This is a genomic window from Nocardioides sp. ChNu-99, assembly GCF_029493445.1.
In the GTDB taxonomy this organism is placed as follows: Bacteria; Actinomycetota; Actinomycetes; order Propionibacteriales; family Nocardioidaceae; genus Nocardioides.
Genome location: NZ_JAHWBL010000015.1, coordinates 15,218 through 34,188, shown reverse-complemented (window position 1 = coordinate 34,188; position 18,971 = coordinate 15,218). Strand labels below are relative to the sequence as shown.

The window sequence follows — 18,971 nt, the reverse complement described above, 5'->3', positions numbered from 1 at the left end:
CGGATAAAGTTCCCCCCGTCGTGTGATCGTCCAAGAGAGAGGCTCGTTCGTGGGTCTGCAACTCCACCGGCGGTCCGGCGCCGGCACTGTCCGCGGCGCCGCCGCGGGCAAGCCCCGACGCGCCGCGCTCGCCGCGTCGCTCGGCCTCGCCCTCCTCGTCCTCACCGGGTGCTCCGAGGAGAGCCAGTACCAGCTGCGTCACCTCGGCCTGCCCGGCCAGGCGACGGAGGAGGCGCCGTACATCGCCGACCTGTGGATCTGGTCGTGGGTCGCCGCGCTCGCCACCGGCATCATCGTGTGGGGCCTCATCCTGTGGGTGGTCGTGCGCTTCCGCCGCCGCAGCGCCGACGAGGTGCCCGTGCAGACGCGGTACAACTTGCCGCTCGAGATCTTCTACACGATCGCCCCGGTCATGATGGTGATCGTCTTCTTCTTCCACACGGTCAGCGTGCAGAACACGGTGCTCGACGACTCCGAGCCGGACATGACGCTCGAGATCGTCGGCCAGCAGTGGTCGTGGACGTTCAACCACCCCACGGACGGCGTCGGTGACACCGACAAGGAGAGCGTCGACGAGGGCGAGTACGCGTACGTGGTGGGCACCGCGTCGCAGCTGCCCACGCTCGTTCTCCCGCAGGGCGAGACGGTGCGGTTCAACCTGCACTCGCCCGACGTGGTCCACAACTTCTGGATCCCGGGCTTCCTCATGAAGATGGACGTCGTCCCGGGCCGCACGAACAGCTTCCAGGTCACCCCGACCGAGCTGGGCGTGTTCAAGGGCAAGTGCGCCGAGCTCTGCGGCACCTACCACTCCCGCATGCTCTTCAACGTCGAGGTCGTGTCCCCGGAGGACTACGACGCGTACGTAGAGGGCCTCGTGGAGGCCGGTGACGTCTCGGACGACGGGCCCATCCTCGGTGGCACCGAGTCCCGCACCTCGCTGCGCAACTTCGACGACCCCAACGGAGGCGACGAGTGACCGCCACACAAGCTCCCACGACGGGGACCGTGGTCCCCGGGAGGAAGCCTCTCGGCGAGAACGTCGTGCGTCTGCTGACCACGACGGACCACAAGCTCATCGGCAAGATGTACCTGGTCACCTCGTTCGCCTGGTTCTGCATCGGCGGACTGATGGCCCTCGTCATCCGGTCCGAGCTCGCGTTCCCCGGCCAGCAGGTCGTGAACGACGAGGTCTACAACCAGATGTTCACGATGCACGGCACGATCATGCTGCTGCTCTTCGCGACGCCCCTGTTCTTCGGCTTCGCCAACGTGATCATGCCGCTGCAGATCGGCGCACCCGACGTGGCGTTCCCGCGCCTCAACATGTTCAGCTACTGGCTGTTCCTGTTCGGCGGCCTCATCGCCGCGGCGGGCTTCCTCACGCCGAACGGCGCCGCCAGCTTCGGCTGGTTCGCCTACGTGCCGCTGTCGAACGAGGTCCGCTCGCCGGGCGTCGGCGGTGACATGTGGATCATGGGCCTCTACATGGCGGGTCTCGGCACCATCCTCGGTGCGGTCAACTTCATCACCACCATCATCTGCATGCGCGCCCCCGGGCTGACGATGTTCCGGATGTCGCTGTTCACGTGGAACACCCTGATCACGAGCCTGCTCGTGCTCATCGCCTTCCCGATCCTGGCCGGCGCGCTCCTCATGCTGGAGGCGGACCGCTCGATCGGCACCCACGTCTTCGACGCGTCGCACGGCGGCCCGATCCTGTGGCAACACCTGTTCTGGTTCTTCGGGCACCCAGAGGTGTACATCATCGCCCTGCCGTTCTTCGGCATCGTCACCGAGATCCTGCCGGTCTTCAGCCGCAAGCCGATCTTCGGCTACGTCGGCCTGGTCGGCGCGACCCTGGCGATCGCGATCCTCTCGGTCGCCGTGTGGGCCCACCACATGTTCGTCACGGGTGCGGTCAACCTGCCGTTCTTCTCCGGCATGACGTTCCTCATCGCGGTCCCGACCGGCGTGAAGTTCTTCAACTGGATCGGCACGATGTGGGGCGGGTCCCTGTCCTTCGACAACCCGATGCTGTGGTCGATCGGCTTCCTCACGACGTTCCTCTTCGGTGGTCTGACGGGCGTCCTGCTCGCGAGCCCGCCGCTGGACTTCCACGTCTCCGACTCCTACTTCGTGGTGGCGCACTTCCACTACGTCGTGTTCGGCACGGTCGTGTTCGCGATGTTCGCCGGCTTCTACTTCTGGTGGCCGAAGATGACGGGCCGCATGCTCGACGAGCGCCTCGGCAAGCTGCACTTCTGGCTGCTGTTCTTCGGCTTCCACACGACGTTCCTCGTCCAGCACTGGCTGGGTGTCGAGGGCATGCCGCGCCGGTACGCCGACTACCTCGCCGAGGACGGCTTCACCACGCTCAACCAGATCTCCACGATCGGTGCCTTCGTGCTGAGCGCGTCGCTCCTGCCGTTCTTCTACAACGTCTACGTCTCCGCGAAGGGGCCGAAGGTCGAGGTGGACGACCCGTGGGGCTGGGGCCGCTCGCTCGAGTGGGCGACGTCCTCGCCGCCGCCGCGCCACAACTTCCACTCCATCCCGCGCATCCGCTCGGAGTCGCCGGCGTTCGACCTCCACCACCCGGAGATCGCCGCCCTCGAGCTCGAGCAGAACGCCGCGGAGCACCAGGGTCGGTTCGCCGACGCCCCGGACACCCAGGGTCGTGAGGAGCTCCTCAACGACCGAGGTGTCGACGTCAGGAAGGACGACGACAAGTGAAGGCCCTGCGCGCGGAGGTCTGGATCTTCGCGATCTGCACCATCTTCCTCATCCTGGTCTCGCCGGCGTACTGGTTCGTGACCGACGCCAGCGGCGAGGGCGGGGACTGGACCGGCACGTCCGCCCTGGTCATGACCACCCTGCTGGCGGCCATGGTGACCTGGTACCTCGGCTTCCAGGCGCGCAAGCTCGACGAGCGCCCGGAGGACCGCAAGGACGCCGAGATCGTGGAGGGCGCGGGCGAGCTCGGCTTCTTCCCGCCGTACTCCTGGTGGCCGCTGTGGGCCGCGTCGACCTTCGGCGTGTGCGTGCTCGGCGTCATCTTCGGCTGGTGGCTGTTCATCATCGGGTGCGCTCTCGGCATCCTCGCCCTCTCGGGCTGGGTGTTCGAGTACTACCGGGGCGTGCACGCCCACTGATCGTCCGGGCGTCCGGCCCCTGCTCCCGCAGGGGCGAGGTCGCCGGGGTTACGCTGGAAAGCGCTCGTCGGGTCTCCCGACGGGCGCTTTTCGCGTGGTGCCCGGTGCTCGGCCGGGCCGGAGGGAGAGGGATGTCGGAGTTCCGCACGCCCCGCGGGGTGCACCTGGGACGGCGCAGCCTCGTCCGGATCGTCGGCGCTGTCGGCATCGCCGCCGTCGCCGGTGGTGCGCTGGCGGCCTGCACCTCGGACGACGACACCGGCAGCGGCTCGGCCGCGTCGGGTGACGCGTCCGCCCCCGTGCCCACCATCGTCACGAGCGTGGGCGCTGACGAGGAGGTGCCGGTCGACCACCTCCTCCGCGTGGAGGCGCAGGGCGGCCGGCTGGCCTCCGTCACCGTCACGACGGTGGAGGGCGCCGAGGTGCCCGGCGAGGTGCTCGAGGACGGCCTGAGCTGGGCCGCCACGGCCCTGCTCGACCCGGGTACGTCGTACCTGCTGCGGGCCAGCGCCCGCAGCGACGGCGGCGGCGAGGCGACGGCGGAGGTGCCGTTCTCGACCGTGGCGCTCTCGCTCGACGAGCAGACCTTCCCCTCCATCGCCCCGCTCGCCGACGAGGAGGTCGGCGTCGGCATGCCGGTGGTCGTGTCCTTCGACCTGCCCGTGACCGACCGGGCCTCCTTCGAGCGGCACATGAGCGTCACCAGCGAGCCGGCCCAGCCCGGGTCGTGGCACTGGTACGACGACACCCAGGTCCGCTGGCGCCCCGAGGCCTACTGGCAGCCCGGTACGACGGTCACCGTCGACGTGGCGGTGAACGGCGTGCCGGCCGGGGGCGGCATCTACGGCCAGGAGAGCCGCTCCGTGACCTTCCGCGTCGGCCGCTCGGTGATCCACCGCGTCGACGCGGCGACCCACACCATGACGACGGTGATCGACGGCGCGCAGGCGCGCCGGATGCCCATCAGCGCCGGCAAGCCCGGGTTCGAGACGCGCTCCGGCGTGAAGGTCGTGATGGAGAAGTTCCGCACCAAGACGATGGACGCGGCGACGACCGGCATCAGCCCCGACGACCCGGAGTACTACAACATCGAGGACGTCGAGTACGCGCTGCGCGTCACCAACTCGGGGGAGTTCCTCCACGCCGCCCCGTGGTCGTCCGGCTCGCAGGGCGTGGCCAACGTCAGCCACGGCTGTGTCGGGATGGCCACGCAGGACGCGGCCTGGGTCTACGAGAACACCCGCCGCGGCGACGTCGTCGAGGTCACGGGCACGGACCGCCGGATGACGATGGAGAACGGGTTCGGCGACTGGAACGCGACCCCCGAGGAGTACGCCGCCGGCTCGGCCCTCTGACGCGTCGCGGGGATGCGTCCCGTCAGGGGTACGCGAGCCGCTCGGGGGAGAGCACGTAGTGGGTGCGCAGCCACTCGTGCTGCAGGGCGAACCCCAGCGCCAGGACCCCGACGAGCACCAGGGCCTGCGCCGCGCGGTGCCACGTGCGTCCCAGGGTGGGGAACGGCCACCACACCACGAGCAGGAACAGGGCGTAGCGGGTGATGCTCGGCGTGGGCCGGGTCGTCAGCAGCAGGAACGCGCCGTACGACAGCACCCACGCCCGCAGCTCCGGCGCCCAGACCCGGGCAGCGGGCTGCAGGACGATCGCCAGGACGACCGCCAGGACCACGGCGACGTCGACCGCCGGGCCCACGCCCCCCGAGCCCAGCAGCAGGGCCGCCCAGGTCTGCCAGCTGCGCTCGTCGGTGAGCACCCAGGCGGCCTGCGTGCTCAGGTAGGCGTCGGGCTCGCCCGTGACCACCGCGGCCGTCAGCGGCCACAGGCCGAAGGCCGCGGTCGCCGCTGCGGCGGTCACGGCCAGCCGGACCACCTCGGCGCGGGGGAGGGGGCCCTCGGCGCGCCAGCGCAGCGCGGCGTGGACCAGGACGACGGGCACGAGGGCCAGGGCGATGGGGCGGGTGAAACCGAGGACCACGGCCCCCAGCACCACCAGGCCGTAGCGGCGCCGGGAGAGGGCGTCCAGCACGAGCACGAGCACGAGGAGGCTGACGGCCTCGGAGTAGCCGGTGACGAGGACCGCGCCGGCGGGACTGACGCTGAGCGCGGCGGTGGTGAGCAGCCCGACGTACGCGCCCGCCCGACGCGCGACCATCCGGTGCAGGAGGCAGAGCGCGACCGTGGAGGCCACGATGCCGAGGACGGCGGCGGCCAGACCGAACGACAGGCCCGTGAGCGCCATCAGCAGTCGCGTCGCGAACGGGAACAGCGGGAAGAAGGCCCAGGGGTTCTGCTGCACCTTGCCCTCGTAGCGGGGGAGGTCGGTGGGATAGCCGTCCTCCGCGATGGTGCGGTACCACTGCCCGTCCCAGTTGCTGGCGAGGTCGCCGTACCCCGGGGCGGCAGGCACGGGCTCGAGCAGGTAGAAGCCCTGTCCGACGTCGAGGGCGCTCTGCTCCCGGCCGAGCTGCCAGAGCACGACGACGTCGACGAGCCGCGTCAGCGCGACGACGAGGAGCGGCGGCAGCCACCACGGCCACCGCGCGGGCGCGGGACCGGACGGGGCGGGGCGGGGGAGGGGAGGGGCGCCCGTCGCGGCCCCGGAACGACGACGAGCGCCCGGATCCGTGGAGGATCCGGACGCTCGTGCGTCGTCCGTCGTCAAGGGCGGAGGGTCGCGGCGGGTGCCGGGACTCAGTGACCCTTGGTCAGCGTCACGTGGTCGTCGTCGTCCGCGGAGGACCCCGCCCCGAGCTCGTGCGCACCGTCGTGGTGGTGGTGCGCCTCGTCGATCTCCGCCTGGGTCGGCGGCTGGACGTTGTCGGCGAACCACAGCTTGCTGAGGCGGCCGCGGAGACCGTCGGTGCGCGACCCGGGCTTGCGCACGCCGTTGGCGTCCGTGCCCGGCTCGAGCTCCGGCAGCCGGTCGCCCTCACGACCGGTGATGACCAGCTGCTTCGCCGCCGGCAGGGGCTGGTGGCGCTCCGAGTAGGCACCGTCGGGCGAGCGCTCGATGATGCCGGTCTCGTAGCCGTGCAGCGCCTGTTCCTTCGCGTGCCGCTGCAGCGAGATGCACCAGCGACGCGTGATCATGAAGGCGATCAGCGGTCCGATGAAGATGGCTGCCCGCAGGAAGTACGTGATCTGGTTGATCGACAGGTCGAACCGGATGGCGATGATGTCGTTGCCGCCCGCGATCCACGCCATGGCGTAGAAGGTCATGAGCGACACCATCAGCGCCGTGCGCGTCGGAGCGTCCCGCGGTCGCTGGAGCAGGTGGTGCTCCCGCTTGTCGCCGGTGATCCAGTTCTCGATGAACGGGAGCAGCAGCAGGATCGTCCACATCACGCCGGGCACCACGATGATCGGCAGGAAGACGTTGAACGGGAACGTGACGCCCCAGAACTCGAACTCCCAGCCCGGCATGATGCGCAGCAGGCCGTCGGGCCAGCCCATGTACCAGTCAGGCTGCGAGCCGGCCGTCACCTTGGACGGGTCGTACGGCCCGTACATCCAGATCGGGTTGATCGTCATCAACGCACCCATGACCGCGGTGACGCCGAAGACGATGAAGAAGAACCCGCCGGCCTTCGCGGCGTACACCGGGAGCATGGGGAAGCCCACGACGTTGCCCTCGGTGCGGCCGGGGCCGGGCCACTGCGTGTGCTTGTGGTAGACGAGCAGCAGCATGTGCGCGGCCACGAGGGCCAGCAGCACGCCGGGGATCAGCAGCACGTGGATGATGTAGAGCCGCGGGATGATCGCGGTGCCCGGGAACTCGTCACCGAAGAGCAGGAACGAGCCGTACGTGCCGACCACGGGGATGGACTTGATGAAGCCGTCGGCGGCCCGGACGCCCGTGCCCGACAGCAGGTCGTCGGGGAGCGAGTAGCCCGTGAAGCCCTCGAGCGTGCCGATGAGGAGCAGCAGCGAGCCGATCACCCAGTTGAGCTCGCGGGGCTTGCGGTGCGCGCCCGTGAAGAACACGCGCATCATGTGGATCATCATCGAGGCGATGAACAGGTGCGCCGCCCAGTGGTGCATCTGGCGCACCAGCAGACCGCCGCGGACCTCGAACGAGATGTGCATCGAGGAGTTGAAGGCCTCCGACACGTAGCTGCCGCGCAGCGGGGCGTAGGAACCCTGGTACTCGACCTCGACCATGCTGGGGTTGAACCAGAAGGTCAGGAAGACGCCGGTGAGCAGCAGGACGACGAAGCTCCACAGAGCGATCTCGCCGAGCATGAAGGACCAGTGGTCCGGGAAGACCTTGCGGAGGTTCTTCTTGGCCAGTCCCGCGAGGCCCAGGCGCTCGTCGGCCCACTGGGCCCCGGCACCGATCCTCGACGGCTTGCCCCCGGCGACGGCGGTGGCGCCGTTCGTCGAGGCGACCTTGGACGTCGTGCTCATGGTCAGCCACGCTCCCAGTAGCTCGGTCCGACGGGTTCGCTGAAGTCGTCCACGGCGTACAGGAAGCCGTCCTCGTCCTCCGCCAGGTGCATCTGGGGGAGCGCGTGGCCCGCCGGCCCGAAGATGACCTTGCCGCTGTCGGCGAGGTCGAACGTGGACTGGTGGCAGGGGCACAGCAGGTGGTGGGTCTGCTGCTCGTTGAGCGCGATGGGGCACCCGACGTGCGTGCAGATCTTGGAGTAGCAGACGATCCCGTCGACGTCCCAGTTCTCCCGGTCGGGAGCGCGGACGATGTCACCGGGGGACATGCGGAGCAGGATGACCGCAGCCTTGGTCTTCTCGATGTTGAGGCGCTCGTGCTCCAGCGCCGGGCGCAGCTCCTCGCCGTTGGCGTCGAGCGGCGGCGGCAGGTGGCCCTCGCTGTCCGCGACGAGACCCTCGGGCTCGCCGTTGACGAGGTCACCGATCTGGAGGTCCGCCTTGTTGATGCGCGTGCCGACGACGTCGCGCACGACGTACATGCCCGGCATCCAGAACGTCTTCTCGAGCTGCGCGGGGCTCATGTCGTTCGGTCCGAGGTCGCGGAAGGCCACCACGAGAGGCACGCCCGCGAGACCCAGCGCGCCCAGGAGGGTGTTGCGGATGAGCGGGCGGCGACCGATGCCCGACTCGTCGAGGCCGGCGTTCAGCGCGGCGAGCGTCGTGTCGCGGTCCTCCGCCGACGAGCTGGCCGGGTGGCGCAGCTCGGAGATCTCCTCGTCCGCCATCAGCTTGCGGGCCCAGTGGATGACGCCGACGCCGATGCCCAGCATGACGCCGCCGAGCGTGAGGCCGAGGAACAGGTTCGAGGCGCCGAGGCCCAGGAACGTGTCCATCTCGTCGCCGATGGAGAAGGCGAAGTAGGCGACCACGAAGAGGACCGCGCAGATCATCGAGAAGACGAAGAACGCGGCGACCTGGCGCTCGGCGCGCTTCTCGGCCTTGCGGTCCACGTCGGTGGGGCGCCACAGGTGCGCCGGCAGGCCGGGGGCCTGGTCCTCGAGCGGGCGCGAGGTGGGCGTGGTGTCCGTGCCGCCCTGCTGCGCCGGGAGGTTGTCGTGCTCGCTCACGCCTGTCCCTTGCCCTTCTGGGTGCGAGTGGTGTGCGCCGCGATCCACACGGCGAAGCCGACGAGGCCGCCGATGCCGAGCAGCCACGCGAAGAGGCCCTCGCTCACGGGGCCGAGACCGCCGAGGCTGAAGCCGCCCTGCTGGGGCTCCTCCTCGAGGGTCGTGAGGAACGCGATGACCTCGCGCTTGTTCTCCGGCGGGATGTTGCCGTCGGAGAAGACGTCCATCTGGCCGGGGCCGGTGAGCATGGCCTCGTAGATGTGCTTCTCGCTCGTCTCGCGCAGGCCCGGGGCGTAACCGCCGCGCGGCATGGCGCCACCGCGGCCGTTGAAGTTGTGGCACGCCGTGCAGTTCGTGAGGAAGATCTGCTGGCCGCGGTTGATGGCGGCGTCGCGCTCCTCCGCGCTGAGGCTGTCGAGGTAGTCGCTCGAGTACTGCTCCTCCTCCGGGATGCCCGGGCCGGGGCCCAGGGAGGCGACGAAGGCGGCGAGCGCCTCGATCTCCTCGTCGGAGTAGGCGACGTTCTTGCTCGGGTTCTGCTGGCCGGGCTGGACCATCGGCATGCGGCCGGTGCCCACCTGGAAGTCGACGGAGGCGGCGCCCACGCCCTGCAGCGAGGGGCCGAGCTGGTTGCCGTTGACGTCGAGCACGCCTTCGCCGTTCTGGCCGTGGCACGTGGCGCAGCCGACGAGGAAGAGCTCACGGCCCTGCTCGACGAGCTCCGCGTTGTCAGCGGCCTCCTCGGCCTGACCGGCGGGCGCGAACGCGGCGTACGCCGTGCCCGTCAGGACGAGGCCGAGCAGCAGCACGACGAGGCCCGCGAGCGGGCCCCGGCGGTGGCGGGAGAGCCGGCCGGCGGATCGGTTCAGGAAACGCAACGTGATGTCCCTTGTTCTGGTCCGGACGATTCGGTCGTGCGGTGGGTCGGGGGAGGGGTCGGTGACCGGTGGGTCACTGGATCCAGTAGATGGTGGCGAAGAGGCCGATCCACACGACGTCGACGAAGTGCCAGTAGTACGACACGACGATCGCCGAGACCGCCTGCTCGTGGGTGAAGCGGCGCGCGATGAACGTGCGGCCCAGGACGAGGAGGAAGGCGACGAGGCCACCGGCGACGTGGATCCCGTGGAACCCGGTCGTCAGGTAGAACATCGAGCCGTAGGCGGAGCTCTGCAGCGTCAGTCCGGCGTGGACGAGCTCGGCGTACTCCAGCGCCTGGCCGGCGAGGAAGACGGCGCCCATGACGTACGTGAGGATGAACCACTCACGCATGCCCCACTGGCCGACCTGCCAGACCTTGCCGCTGCGGCCGACCTTCGGGCCGCCCTGGGCGGCGGTGCGCTCGACGGCGAACACGCCCCACTGGCAGGTGAAGGACGACAGCACGAGGATCGCGGTGTTCGCGAAGGCGAACGTCACGTTCAGGTGCTGGGTCTCTTCGGCCCACAGGCCGGGCTCCGCGGCACGGATCGTGAAGTACGCCGCGAACAGCGCCGCGAAGAACATCAGCTCGCTGGAGAGCCAGATGATCGTTCCGACGCTGACCATGTCGGGCCGGCCGTGCTGCCCACGCAGACGGGAGGCCGGGATCGCTGCAGTTGCTGTCGCCACGCGGTCATTATGTCCTGTCCACCGAGGCTTGTGACCCCACCCCCCGGAAGAAGTCTTACGCAGCGTCGTAGACGCCTCGGGGCCGCTGGGGATCGGGCGCCCGGCGGGCGCCCGGCGGGCCCCCTGCGGGCCCCGTCGGCAGCGGGTAGCATCGCGCGAGTGAGCGCGACGACGACTGCCTCGACCGAGGGCCACGGGCCCGGCGCGACCCGGCTGCGCGTGCTGGTCTACAGCGACGACGTGCGCACGAGGGAGCAGGTCGTGCTCGCGCTGGGTCGCCGGGTGCACCCCGACCTCCCCGAGCTGGAGTACGTCGAGGTGGCGACCGCCGCCGTGGTGCGCCAGCAGCTGGACACCGGCCGGATCGACCTCGCCGTCCTCGACGGCGAGGCCGTGCCCGCCGGCGGCATGGGGATCGCGAAGGAGCTGAAGGACGAGATCTACGCGTGCCCGCCCGTGCTCGTGCTGACCGGCCGCCCCCAGGACGCGTGGCTCGCGACGTGGTCGCGCGCCGAGGCGGCGGTGCCCCACCCGCTCGACCCGGTCCTGCTCGCCGAGACGGTCGCCGGCCTGCTGCGCGGGCGCCCGGCCGTCGCCGCCCGCTGACCCGCGATGGGCACCCACAGCTGGCCCGAGGTCCTCTCCGCGCTCGTCGCCCGGCGTGACCTGACGCCCGACCAGGCCTCCTGGGCGATGGCGGAGGTGCTGGCCGGGGAGGCCACCCCGGCCCAGGTCGCCGGGTTCGCCGTGGCGCTGCGCGCCAAGGGCGAGACCATCGACGAGGTCGCCGGTCTGGCGGACGCGATGATGGCCGCCGGCACCCGGCTGGAGGTGCCCGGCCGCCTGCTCGACGTGGTCGGCACCGGCGGAGACCGGTCGATGTCGGTCAACATCTCGTCCATGTCGGCCATCGTGGCCGCCGGTGCGGGCGCCCGGGTCGTCAAGCACGGCAACCGCTCCGCCTCCTCGAAGTCGGGGAGCGCGGACGTGCTGGAGGCCCTCGGCGTCCGCCTCGACCTCGCCCCCGAGCGGGTGGGCGAGCTCGCCACCGAGGTCGGCATCACCTTCTGCTTCGCCGCCGCCTTCCACCCCGCGATGCGGCACGCCGCCGTGGCCCGCCGCGAGCTCGGCATCGGCACGACCTTCAACTTCCTCGGCCCCCTGACCAACCCGGCCCGCCCGGCGGCCCAGGCCATCGGCTGCGCCGACCCGGCCATGGCCCCGGTCATGGCCGGCGTCTTCGCCCGCCGCGGCGTCGACGCGTGGGTCTTCCGCGGTGACGACGGCCTCGACGAGCTCACCACGACGACCACGTCGCGGGTCTGGGTCGTGCGGGGCGGCGAGGTCGTGGCCGCCACGGTCGACCCCGCCGACCTCGACCTGCCGCGCGCTACCACCGAGGACCTGCGCGGCGGCGACGTCGACCACAACGCCGACGTGGTGCGCCGCGTGCTCGCCGGCGAGCGGGGGCCGGTGCGGGACGCGGTGCTGCTCAACGCGGGCGCGGCGCTCGCCGTGCACGCGGAGTCGCCGGCGACGGACGACGTCGTCGAGCAGCTGCGGGTCGGCACGGAGGCCGCCGCGGTCGCGATCGACTCCGGTGCTGCGGCCGCGACGCTCGAGAAGTGGGTCGCGGCCTCCCGCTGACGGCCGGTGCCCGGAGCGACCCGAGGGCGCGTCAGACCGAGGCGAGGTCGAGCACGTACGCGCGCCCGTTGCGGCGGAAGCCGAGGCGCTCGTAGTAGGGGTCCTTCATGTTGGGCGGCGTGATCACGTGCCGGATCCCGCGGTGGCGCAGGATGTCGCTGCGCAGCCACACGTACTCGCCGGCGGCGCAGTCGCGGAAGCCCGGGGTGACCCAGTCGAGCTCGACCTGCGCCACGTCACCGTCGGTGCGCAGCACGACCACGCCGACCGTCTCGTCGCCCTTCTGCACCAGGTAGGCCTGACGGTCTGTGTCCGACGGGCTCCACGCGAAGTCGGGCTGGTGGCGGTGGATGTCGACGTCGTGGGCGCGCAGCACGTGGTTGAGGTAGGCGTCACCGGAGCCCACGGCCAGCACCGTGAAGTCGCGGTGCGACTCCGGCTGCCGCAGGACGCGCGCGAGGAACCACACGTTGATGGCCAGCAGCACCACGTTCATGGCCACCATCGGCCAGACGCCGATGAGGAGGTTGAAGACCGCGAGGGTGACGGTGGCGGCGGCGTTGAGCACGCGGAACCGCAGGACCCGCGTCTGGAGGATGGAGCACACCAGCAGCGCGGAGCCCGTCCAGCCCAGGAGGGGGAGCCAGTGCTCCAGAAGCCACGTCACCCTGGAATGTTACGAGCGTGTTGCGCGCCGGACCGGGGTCGTGGCTGTGAACTCACTCACCCGGGTGGCGCAGCAGGACGTGGTCCCCCCCGGCGTCGACGCGCTCCCAGCCGAGGTCGCGCTCGACCGCGTAGCCCAGCGACGAGTCCTCCTGCAGGAGCGCCCACCGCGCCCCGGTCTCCGCCACCATCTCGTCCCACCGCGGCTCCACGTCGGTGATGTCGGCGTTGCGACGCAGCTCGGCGACCGTGAACGTGTCGCCGTACCCGTGCATGACGAGGTCGAGCTGCGGGTGGCGCCACATGAGGTACCCGCCCGAGCCCCAGTCGTCGAGCAGGACCGTGCCGGCGGGCAGCGCCTCGAGCACGGGCGCGGCCCACGCGAGGTCGTCGTCGGGCTCGTCAGCCGTGCGCAGGGCGAGCACGACCACGGCGACCACCGCGAGCGCGACCGCCGCGCCGCCGGCGGCCCGCTCGAGCCGGCTCGGTGCGCCGTGGCCCGGCTCGTCGGGGTCGTCGGGGTCGTGGGGGTCGGTACGCCGGAGCGCGTGCGCCAGGACGGGCGCGAGCACGGCTGCGCTCACGGGGACGGTGCGGGCCGAGTAGAGCGCCCAGGCGAGGGCGAGGAGCGCGAGGAGGCACGTGGTCCAGGACGGGCGCCGCCGCCGACGGGCCAGCACCGCGACCAGGAGGGCGAGGAGCAGGGCCAGCGCCGCCGGGCTGAGCACGGTGAAGTCGGTGGGCCCCCACTCGGCGAAGAACTCGGAGCGCCCGCCGACGGCGACGACGGCGCCGTACGCCGCGGGCCCCACGGGGGTGAGGGCGGCGACGACCGCCCCGGCGAGCGGGACGGTGGCGAGGCGCAGGACCGTGCGCCCGTCACGGGTGTCGAGCCACGCGCCCGCGCAGGCCAGCACCCCGACGAGGAGGCCGACGGGCCACATCCCGTGGCAGGTCACCCACAGCCAGGTGAGGGGCACGAGGTGGTACGGCGCGCGCCGGTCCGCGACCGCCCGCAGCCACGCGGCGGTGAACCAGGCGGTCAGGACGTAGCTGATGACCTGCGGGCGTGCCGTGAGGTGCCCGGCGCTGGCGAGCATGACGGCGAGCACGAGGGCGGCGGCGGCGACGGGCCCGAGGTGGCGACGCACGAGCGCCCACAGCAGGCCCAGGTAGGCCACGACGAGCGCACCTGAGGCGGCGGCGACCGCCCCGAGCCCGCCGTGCCGCTCCAGCCAGGCCATCGCGACCTGGGGGAGCCACTGGGTCGGGACCCAGGACTGGGTCGCGAAGGTCGAGACGCTGCCCGGCGAGCGCAGGCTCCAGGCGCCGTCGAGGAACTCCCGCCCGAAGCGCAGGTGGAAGTAGGTGTCGTCGTTCGGCAGCGGCCCCTGGCTGCCGGCCACGACCAGGGCGAGCCCGGCGAGGAGCAGCAGGAGGCCGACGCTCGGCCCGAACCACGCGGGCGCGGCCCCGGGGGTCCGCGCCACGGGTCAGTCCAGCCCGAGCGAGAAGGCCGACTCGAGGTCGTGGCGCGAGTAGGCCCGGAACGCGATGTGGGTCTCGGTCGACAGCACGCCGTCGACCTTGTTGAGGCGGTCGGCCACGACGGCCGCGATGTCGTCGTGGTGACGCACCCGGACCAGCGCGATCAGGTCGATCTGCCCGGTCACCGAGTAGACCTCGCTGACGCCCTCGAGCGCTGCTATCGCCTCGGCCACCTCGGGGATGCGGTCCACCTCGGCGTTGACGAAGACGATGGCCGTGATCATGGCCGGTGAGCCTAACGGGCCGGACGGTGCTGCGGGGAGAGCGAGCGCGCGTCCTCGAATGGCGCGGCGGCCGTGCGCGCCTGCTCGCCCGCCTCCCCGATCCACAGGTGCCGGGCGGCGCCCGCGACGGGGCAGCTCCACTCGCCGTCGACGTCGACCAGGCGGACCCCGGGCGTCTCGAGCCACGACAGCACGGCCTCGCTCTCCTCGGCGCTGGCGGCCGGCACGGGCCCGGGGGCGGGACGCACGGTCTCGGCGCCGGCGCGCAACGACGCGACGTACGCGTGCGCGTCCTGCCCCGGCGGGATGACGCCCGCGGCCGCGAGCCGACCGTGGCGCACGACGTGCACCGCCCAGCGGCCGTCCGGGCCGCGGTGGGCGGCGACCAGCTCGGCGCAGCGGGTGAGGGCGACGAGCCGCTGCGTGCGCGACGCGCCGCGCACGAGGGCGGCCAGCCGGTCGCGGTGGGTGCCGGCCTCCTCGAAGCGCTCCTCGGCCGCGAACCCCGCCATCCGGGCGGTGAGGTGGTCGACCACGGGGGTCGGGTCGGCGACCAGGCTGGTGCGCACCCGGGTGACCACGGCGTCGTACGTCGCGGGGTCGACGCTGCCGTCGCACGGCGACAGGCAGCGCCCCATCTCCGCGAGCACGCACGCGCTGCGGGAGGGCTCGAGGGGCAGGCGCCCCGCGCACTGGCGCAGGGGGAACGTCTCGTGGAGGGCGTCGAGGCAGCGCTCGGCGGTGCGCCGGGAGCCGAAGGGGCCCAGGTAGGTCGCGTCGTCGGCCAGCACCTTGGTGACCAGGGAGAGCCGCGGCCAGGGCTCCCGGGTGAGCTTCACGTAGTGGGTCTTCTCGGGGAACCGGGAGCGCCGGTTGTAACGCGGCTTGTGCTGCGCGATGAGGCGCAGCTCCCGCACGCGGGCCTCGAGGGGGGTGGCGCACTCGACGGCCTTCACGGCGGTGGCGATGCCGATCATCTCGCCCATCCGGGACCGGGTCTCCGACGCCGTGAAGTAGGACCGCACCCGGGTGCGCAGGTCTTTCGACGTGCCGACGTACAGCACCCGGGCGGCGTCGTCGGTGAAGAGGTAGACGCCCGGCGCGTGGGGGAGGCCCTCGGCGAGGTGGCGCTTGCGGCGCTGCGCCTCGGTCACGCGGGAGCTGAACTCCTGCAGGTCCTCCAGCGTGTGCACGCCCAGGTTGCCCAGCCGCGCCATCAGGCCGTGGAGGACGTCGACCGTCGCGCGGGCGTCGTGCAGCGCCCGGTGGTCAGGGGTCGTGGCCGCGCCGAAGAGCCGGGCGAGCGACGACAGCTTGCAGTTCGGGGCGTCGTCCTTCGTGATGACGCGGCGGGCGAGCCGGGCCGTGTCGAGCACCTCGAAGCCGGGCCACGGCCGCCCCAGCTCGCGGGCGTAGTGCTGGAGGAACCCGACGTCGAACGGCGCGTTGTGGGCGACGAGCACGCAGCCGCGGGCGAACTCGAGGAAGGCGGGCAGGACGGTGTCGATGCGCGGGGCCTGCACGACCATGGCGTCGGTGATGCCGGTCAGCACCGAGATGAAGGCGGGGATGGCCTCGTCGGGGTTGACCAGCGTCTGGAACTCGCCGAGCACCTCCCCGCCGCGCACCTTGACGGCACCGACCTCAGTGATCTTCGAGCCGGCCGCCGCGGAGCCGCCCGTGGTCTCGAGGTCCACCACGCAGAACGTCACGTCGCGCAGCGGGCGCCCGAGGGTGTCGAACCCCCGCTGCTCCTCCCACCGGGACGGGGCGGACGACGGGGCGCGCGGGGGGTTCCTGCTCATGGGCGGGGACGCTAGGGGGTGGCGCCGACGTTCTCGGTCGGACGGGCCGTCCGTCGCGGCACTAGGCTCGAGGACGCCATGACCCCCGACGACGCACCGGCCGAGCGGCCCGACCTCCCCCCGCCGTGGGAACCGCTGCCCGATCCGGTGCGCGCCAGGGTGGGCCAGCTGGCCGCCCAGGTGCTGCCCGCGGTGGGCGTCCTGCCGCCGGCGCTGCGACCGGTGGCCGCGTTCACGCCGCAGCGGCGCGCGCGGCTGGGCGGGACGCAGATCCTGGCGGCCCTCCTCGACGATCCCGACCTGCGGGAGCGAGTGGGCACCCAGGTCGCCGCGCGGGGCCCGTTGGCCGAGGTCGGGCGCCTGGTCGCGGCGACCGGTGCAGCCGAGGGGGCGGCCGACGAGCTCGGGGCGCTCGACCCCCTCGACGTTGCCGCCCTCCTCTGGCTGCTGCGCCCCGAGGGCGGTGAGGAGCCGTACGGCGCCGCGCTGGCCCGCCACGCGGCGTCGCTCGAGGACGCGAACCGTCAGCAGGACGTCCGCGACCGCGACCGCCTGGAGCGTCGTGTCGCCGACCTCGAGGACGAGCTGGTCCGCCAGCGCGACGAGGCCAAGGAGCAGCTCGACGCGGCGCGGGCCGAGAACACGGCGTTGCGCCGCAAGCTGGGGGAGGCCCGGGCGGAGGCCCGGACGGCTCGCGCCGAGGCGGAGGTCGCCCGGTCGGGCCTCGCCGACGTGGAGGCGCGCGCGGGCTCGGCGACCACCGCCGCCCAGGGCGACGTCCGCCGCCTGCGCAAGCAGGTCGAGGAGCTGCAGGCCGAGCTCGCGTCCCGCCGTACCGACGAGCGGTCGGGCGCCCGCGCCGGCCGGGAGGCCGCGACCGTCCGCACGCGGCTGCTGCTCGAGACCCTGACCGCGGCCGCCCAGGGCCTGCAGCGCGAGCTCGCCCTCCCGCCCAGCGAGGGCACCCCGGGCGAGCGGCTGGAGGCCGCGATGGCCGCCGAGGGGACGCGTACGACCTCGGCGGCCGGGGCCATGGGCACCGGCAGCCCCGCCCTGTTGGAGCAGCTTCTGTCCATGCCCCGGGCCCGCCTGCTCGTCGACGGCTACAACGTCACGAAGCAGACGTGGGGGAGCGCCTCGCTCGAGGTGCAGCGGATGCGCCTCGTGAACGGCCTCGCCCCCGTCGTGGCCCGCACCGGGGCCGAGACCACCGTCGTCTTCGACGCCGCGTCCTCGCCCGTGCGCCCGGTCGTGGCGGCGCCGCGTGGGGTGCGCGTCGCCTTCAGCCCCGAGAACGTGATCGCCGACGACGTCATCCGTGACCTCGTGGCCCTCGAGCCGGCCGGGCGCGTGGTCGTCGTGGTGACGAGCGACCAGGCCGTCGCCCGCGACGTGCGCCGCGCCGGGGCGACCGTCATGGACGCCGTGGCTCTGGCCGGGCTGCTCGTCCGGTGAGGACACCGGCCGCCAGGTAGCAGACCACGACCACCAGACCGGTCCACGTGGCGACGACGAGGGGCTGCTCGACGAGCGCGTGGACGAACGCGTTGGCACGCCACGCATCGGCCTGGCTCATCCCGCCCAGGTCGAAGACGGCGCCGAGCGAGACGGCAGCCACCTGGAGACCGATGACGGGGGCGAGGGCCGCCCGTGCCCACCTACCGGCATCCGGGACCGCCAGGGCGTAGAGCGGCGCCACGCAGGCCAGCGTCTCCAGGGGGAGTCGATAGCCCCAGAAGGCGTCGCCCCCGTGGAAGACGTTCAGCTGCCCCTGGACGAGGAGGTACCCGAGCCCGCCCAGTGCCAGCCAACGCGCCCAGTCCGGTTGCCGGGGCCAGGACCGTACGACCGCCGGGAGGAGCAGCAGCAGGAGTGGCGTCCACACGAGCAGCCCCCGATCGGGAGACGCCCAGAAACCCAGGTGGTTCACGGCGGTGGCCCACCAACCGTCCTCACCGGCGCCCAGCGCGACGGTCCGGCTCCGGTAGCCGCCGAGCGGCGACCAGGACCCGTAGGCCCACCTCGTCCAGATGCTCGCAGCGGCCAGGAAGCCGCCCGACACGCCACCGATGACGAGCGCGACACGGGGCGACCGGCGGGACCACGCCAGTCCCAGGCCCACCGCGGCGACGATCAGCGCCGTGTGGGCCCGACCCCACACGGCCACCCCGCCGAAGGTCCCCGCGAGCCACCACGCCTCGCGACGGGCCGCCCACGCGAGGCCGACGATGCCGACGACGGTGACGGAATGGGTCCACGTCGCGCTCCCGGCCACGGACCACAGCGGTGTGCCGAGGGCCAGGACGAGGGTCGCGAGCGCCGCCGTCGGACGGCCGACCGGCCCGGCCAGGAGGAGGAAGAAGAGCGTCATGGCGCTGGCGGTGAGGAGCGCCGCGGTGAGGGCCTGCGGGACGAAGGAGAACTCGTCGACCCCGACGGCCGCCGCGACGACGTAGGCGGGCACGCCCGCAGCGATGACACCCGGGCTGCGGTGGGGCACGCGATGGCCGTTGGGCGCCTCGCCGATGAACAGCGCCTGCTCGAGGTCGGCGACGTCGTCGGTGCCGGCGCGTTCCAGTCCGATCCCGGCCAGGTCCACGTCCTCCACCCACGGGTCCCCGGTCGTGGCGATGCTCCAGGAGGCCAGCGAAGCCGATGCGACGTCGACGCTCGTGCCGGACCGGTCGCTCGTGGCCCCGTAGCAGAGGACGAGACCGACGAAGAGAGCCACCGCCCACGCGGCCGTGCGCTGGCGGATGGAGGTCACGGCACTCATGCGGTC

Annotated in this window: 17 protein-coding genes; 7 read left to right on the top strand and 10 right to left on the bottom strand. The window is 72.4% G+C overall.

Annotation, left to right across the window (positions count from 1 at the left end; translation table 11 throughout):
- Positions 1 to 49: 49 nt before the first annotated feature.
- The 4 genes from coxB (at position 50) to KK617_RS07225 (ending at position 4,510) form a co-directional block, all read left to right on the top strand.
- Entirely contained in the window at positions 50 to 979 is a 930-nt protein-coding gene (gene coxB / locus KK617_RS07240; RefSeq protein WP_277499116.1) for a cytochrome c oxidase subunit II, read from the top strand.
- Positions 976 to 2,736 (top strand): cytochrome c oxidase subunit I, encoded by a 1,761-nt coding sequence (gene ctaD, locus KK617_RS07235; protein WP_277499114.1) that lies wholly within the window; start codon positions 976 to 978, stop codon positions 2,734 to 2,736. Before coxB ends, ctaD begins: the two co-directional genes overlap by 4 nt.
- Positions 2,733 to 3,155 carry a cytochrome c oxidase subunit 4 gene (locus tag KK617_RS07230; protein ID WP_346812910.1) on the top strand — a complete coding sequence of 141 codons (423 nt, stop codon included), beginning with the start codon at positions 2,733 to 2,735 and terminating at the stop codon, positions 3,153 to 3,155. Before ctaD ends, KK617_RS07230 begins: the two co-directional genes overlap by 4 nt.
- Before the next feature lie 131 nt (positions 3,156 to 3,286).
- A complete protein-coding gene (locus tag KK617_RS07225; RefSeq protein WP_277499112.1) occupies positions 3,287 to 4,510 on the top strand; it encodes an Ig-like domain-containing protein in 1,224 nt (407 codons plus the stop codon).
- A 22-nt stretch (positions 4,511 to 4,532) separates the two neighbouring features.
- Here the strand turns inward: KK617_RS07225 and KK617_RS07220 are convergent, their stop codons facing one another.
- The 5 genes from KK617_RS07220 to KK617_RS07200 all read right to left on the bottom strand — a co-directional run bounded on the left by KK617_RS07220 (position 4,533) and on the right by KK617_RS07200 (position 10,263).
- Positions 4,533 to 5,834, bottom strand: coding sequence for a hypothetical protein (locus tag KK617_RS07220; RefSeq protein ID WP_277499110.1), 1,302 nt, complete (start codon positions 5,832 to 5,834; stop codon positions 4,533 to 4,535).
- A 29-nt stretch (positions 5,835 to 5,863) separates the two neighbouring features.
- Entirely contained in the window at positions 5,864 to 7,579 is a 1,716-nt protein-coding gene (locus KK617_RS07215; RefSeq protein WP_277499108.1) for a cytochrome bc complex cytochrome b subunit, read from the bottom strand.
- A 2-nt stretch (positions 7,580 to 7,581) separates the two neighbouring features.
- Positions 7,582 to 8,688 (bottom strand): Rieske 2Fe-2S domain-containing protein, encoded by a 1,107-nt coding sequence (locus KK617_RS07210; protein WP_277499107.1) that lies wholly within the window; start codon positions 8,686 to 8,688, stop codon positions 7,582 to 7,584.
- On the bottom strand, positions 8,685 to 9,566 hold the full coding sequence (locus KK617_RS07205) for a cytochrome c (protein ID WP_277499106.1): 882 nt from the start codon (positions 9,564 to 9,566) through the stop codon (positions 8,685 to 8,687). Before KK617_RS07205 ends, KK617_RS07210 begins: the two co-directional genes overlap by 4 nt.
- Before the next feature lie 73 nt (positions 9,567 to 9,639).
- Positions 9,640 to 10,263: a heme-copper oxidase subunit III gene (locus KK617_RS07200; protein ID WP_277499166.1), complete on the bottom strand. Its 624-nt coding sequence runs from the start codon at positions 10,261 to 10,263 to the stop codon at positions 9,640 to 9,642.
- A gap of 195 nt (positions 10,264 to 10,458) precedes the next feature.
- Between KK617_RS07200 and KK617_RS07195 the strand changes: the two genes are divergently transcribed.
- Positions 10,459 to 10,905 carry a hypothetical protein gene (locus KK617_RS07195; RefSeq protein WP_277499105.1) on the top strand — a complete coding sequence of 149 codons (447 nt, stop codon included), beginning with the start codon at positions 10,459 to 10,461 and terminating at the stop codon, positions 10,903 to 10,905.
- Positions 10,906 to 10,911: 6 nt separating this feature from the next.
- The gene (gene trpD / locus KK617_RS07190; protein WP_277499104.1) at positions 10,912 to 11,946 is read left to right on the top strand and encodes an anthranilate phosphoribosyltransferase; all 1,035 of its coding nucleotides are present in this window, start codon (positions 10,912 to 10,914) and stop codon (positions 11,944 to 11,946) included.
- Between the two features lie 31 nt (positions 11,947 to 11,977).
- Here trpD and KK617_RS07185 read toward each other — a convergent pair whose 3' ends face one another.
- From KK617_RS07185 to KK617_RS07170, 4 genes are read right to left on the bottom strand one after another with little or no spacing between them, the layout of a single operon-like run.
- Positions 11,978 to 12,613 carry a hypothetical protein gene (locus KK617_RS07185; protein WP_277499102.1) on the bottom strand — a complete coding sequence of 212 codons (636 nt, stop codon included), beginning with the start codon at positions 12,611 to 12,613 and terminating at the stop codon, positions 11,978 to 11,980.
- Between the two features lie 52 nt (positions 12,614 to 12,665).
- On the bottom strand, positions 12,666 to 14,102 hold the full coding sequence (locus KK617_RS07180) for a transglutaminaseTgpA domain-containing protein (RefSeq protein ID WP_277499100.1): 1,437 nt from the start codon (positions 14,100 to 14,102) through the stop codon (positions 12,666 to 12,668).
- A 3-nt stretch (positions 14,103 to 14,105) separates the two neighbouring features.
- Positions 14,106 to 14,384, bottom strand: coding sequence for an Lrp/AsnC ligand binding domain-containing protein (locus KK617_RS07175; RefSeq protein ID WP_277499099.1), 279 nt, complete (start codon positions 14,382 to 14,384; stop codon positions 14,106 to 14,108).
- A gap of 11 nt (positions 14,385 to 14,395) precedes the next feature.
- On the bottom strand, positions 14,396 to 16,189 hold the full coding sequence (locus KK617_RS07170; RefSeq protein WP_277499097.1) for a DEDD exonuclease domain-containing protein: 1,794 nt from the start codon (positions 16,187 to 16,189) through the stop codon (positions 14,396 to 14,398).
- Between the two features lie 78 nt (positions 16,190 to 16,267).
- Here KK617_RS07170 and KK617_RS07165 point away from each other — a divergent pair, with 78 nt between their 5' ends.
- Complete coding sequence (locus KK617_RS07165; protein WP_277499096.1) at positions 16,268 to 17,644, top strand: NYN domain-containing protein; 1,377 nt, start codon at positions 16,268 to 16,270, stop codon at positions 17,642 to 17,644.
- Here the strand turns inward: KK617_RS07165 and KK617_RS07160 are convergent.
- The gene (locus tag KK617_RS07160; protein WP_277499095.1) at positions 17,604 to 18,965 is read right to left on the bottom strand and encodes a hypothetical protein; all 1,362 of its coding nucleotides are present in this window, start codon (positions 18,963 to 18,965) and stop codon (positions 17,604 to 17,606) included. The two genes, KK617_RS07165 and KK617_RS07160, sit on opposite strands and share 41 nt — an antisense overlap.
- Positions 18,966 to 18,971 lie beyond the last annotated feature (6 nt).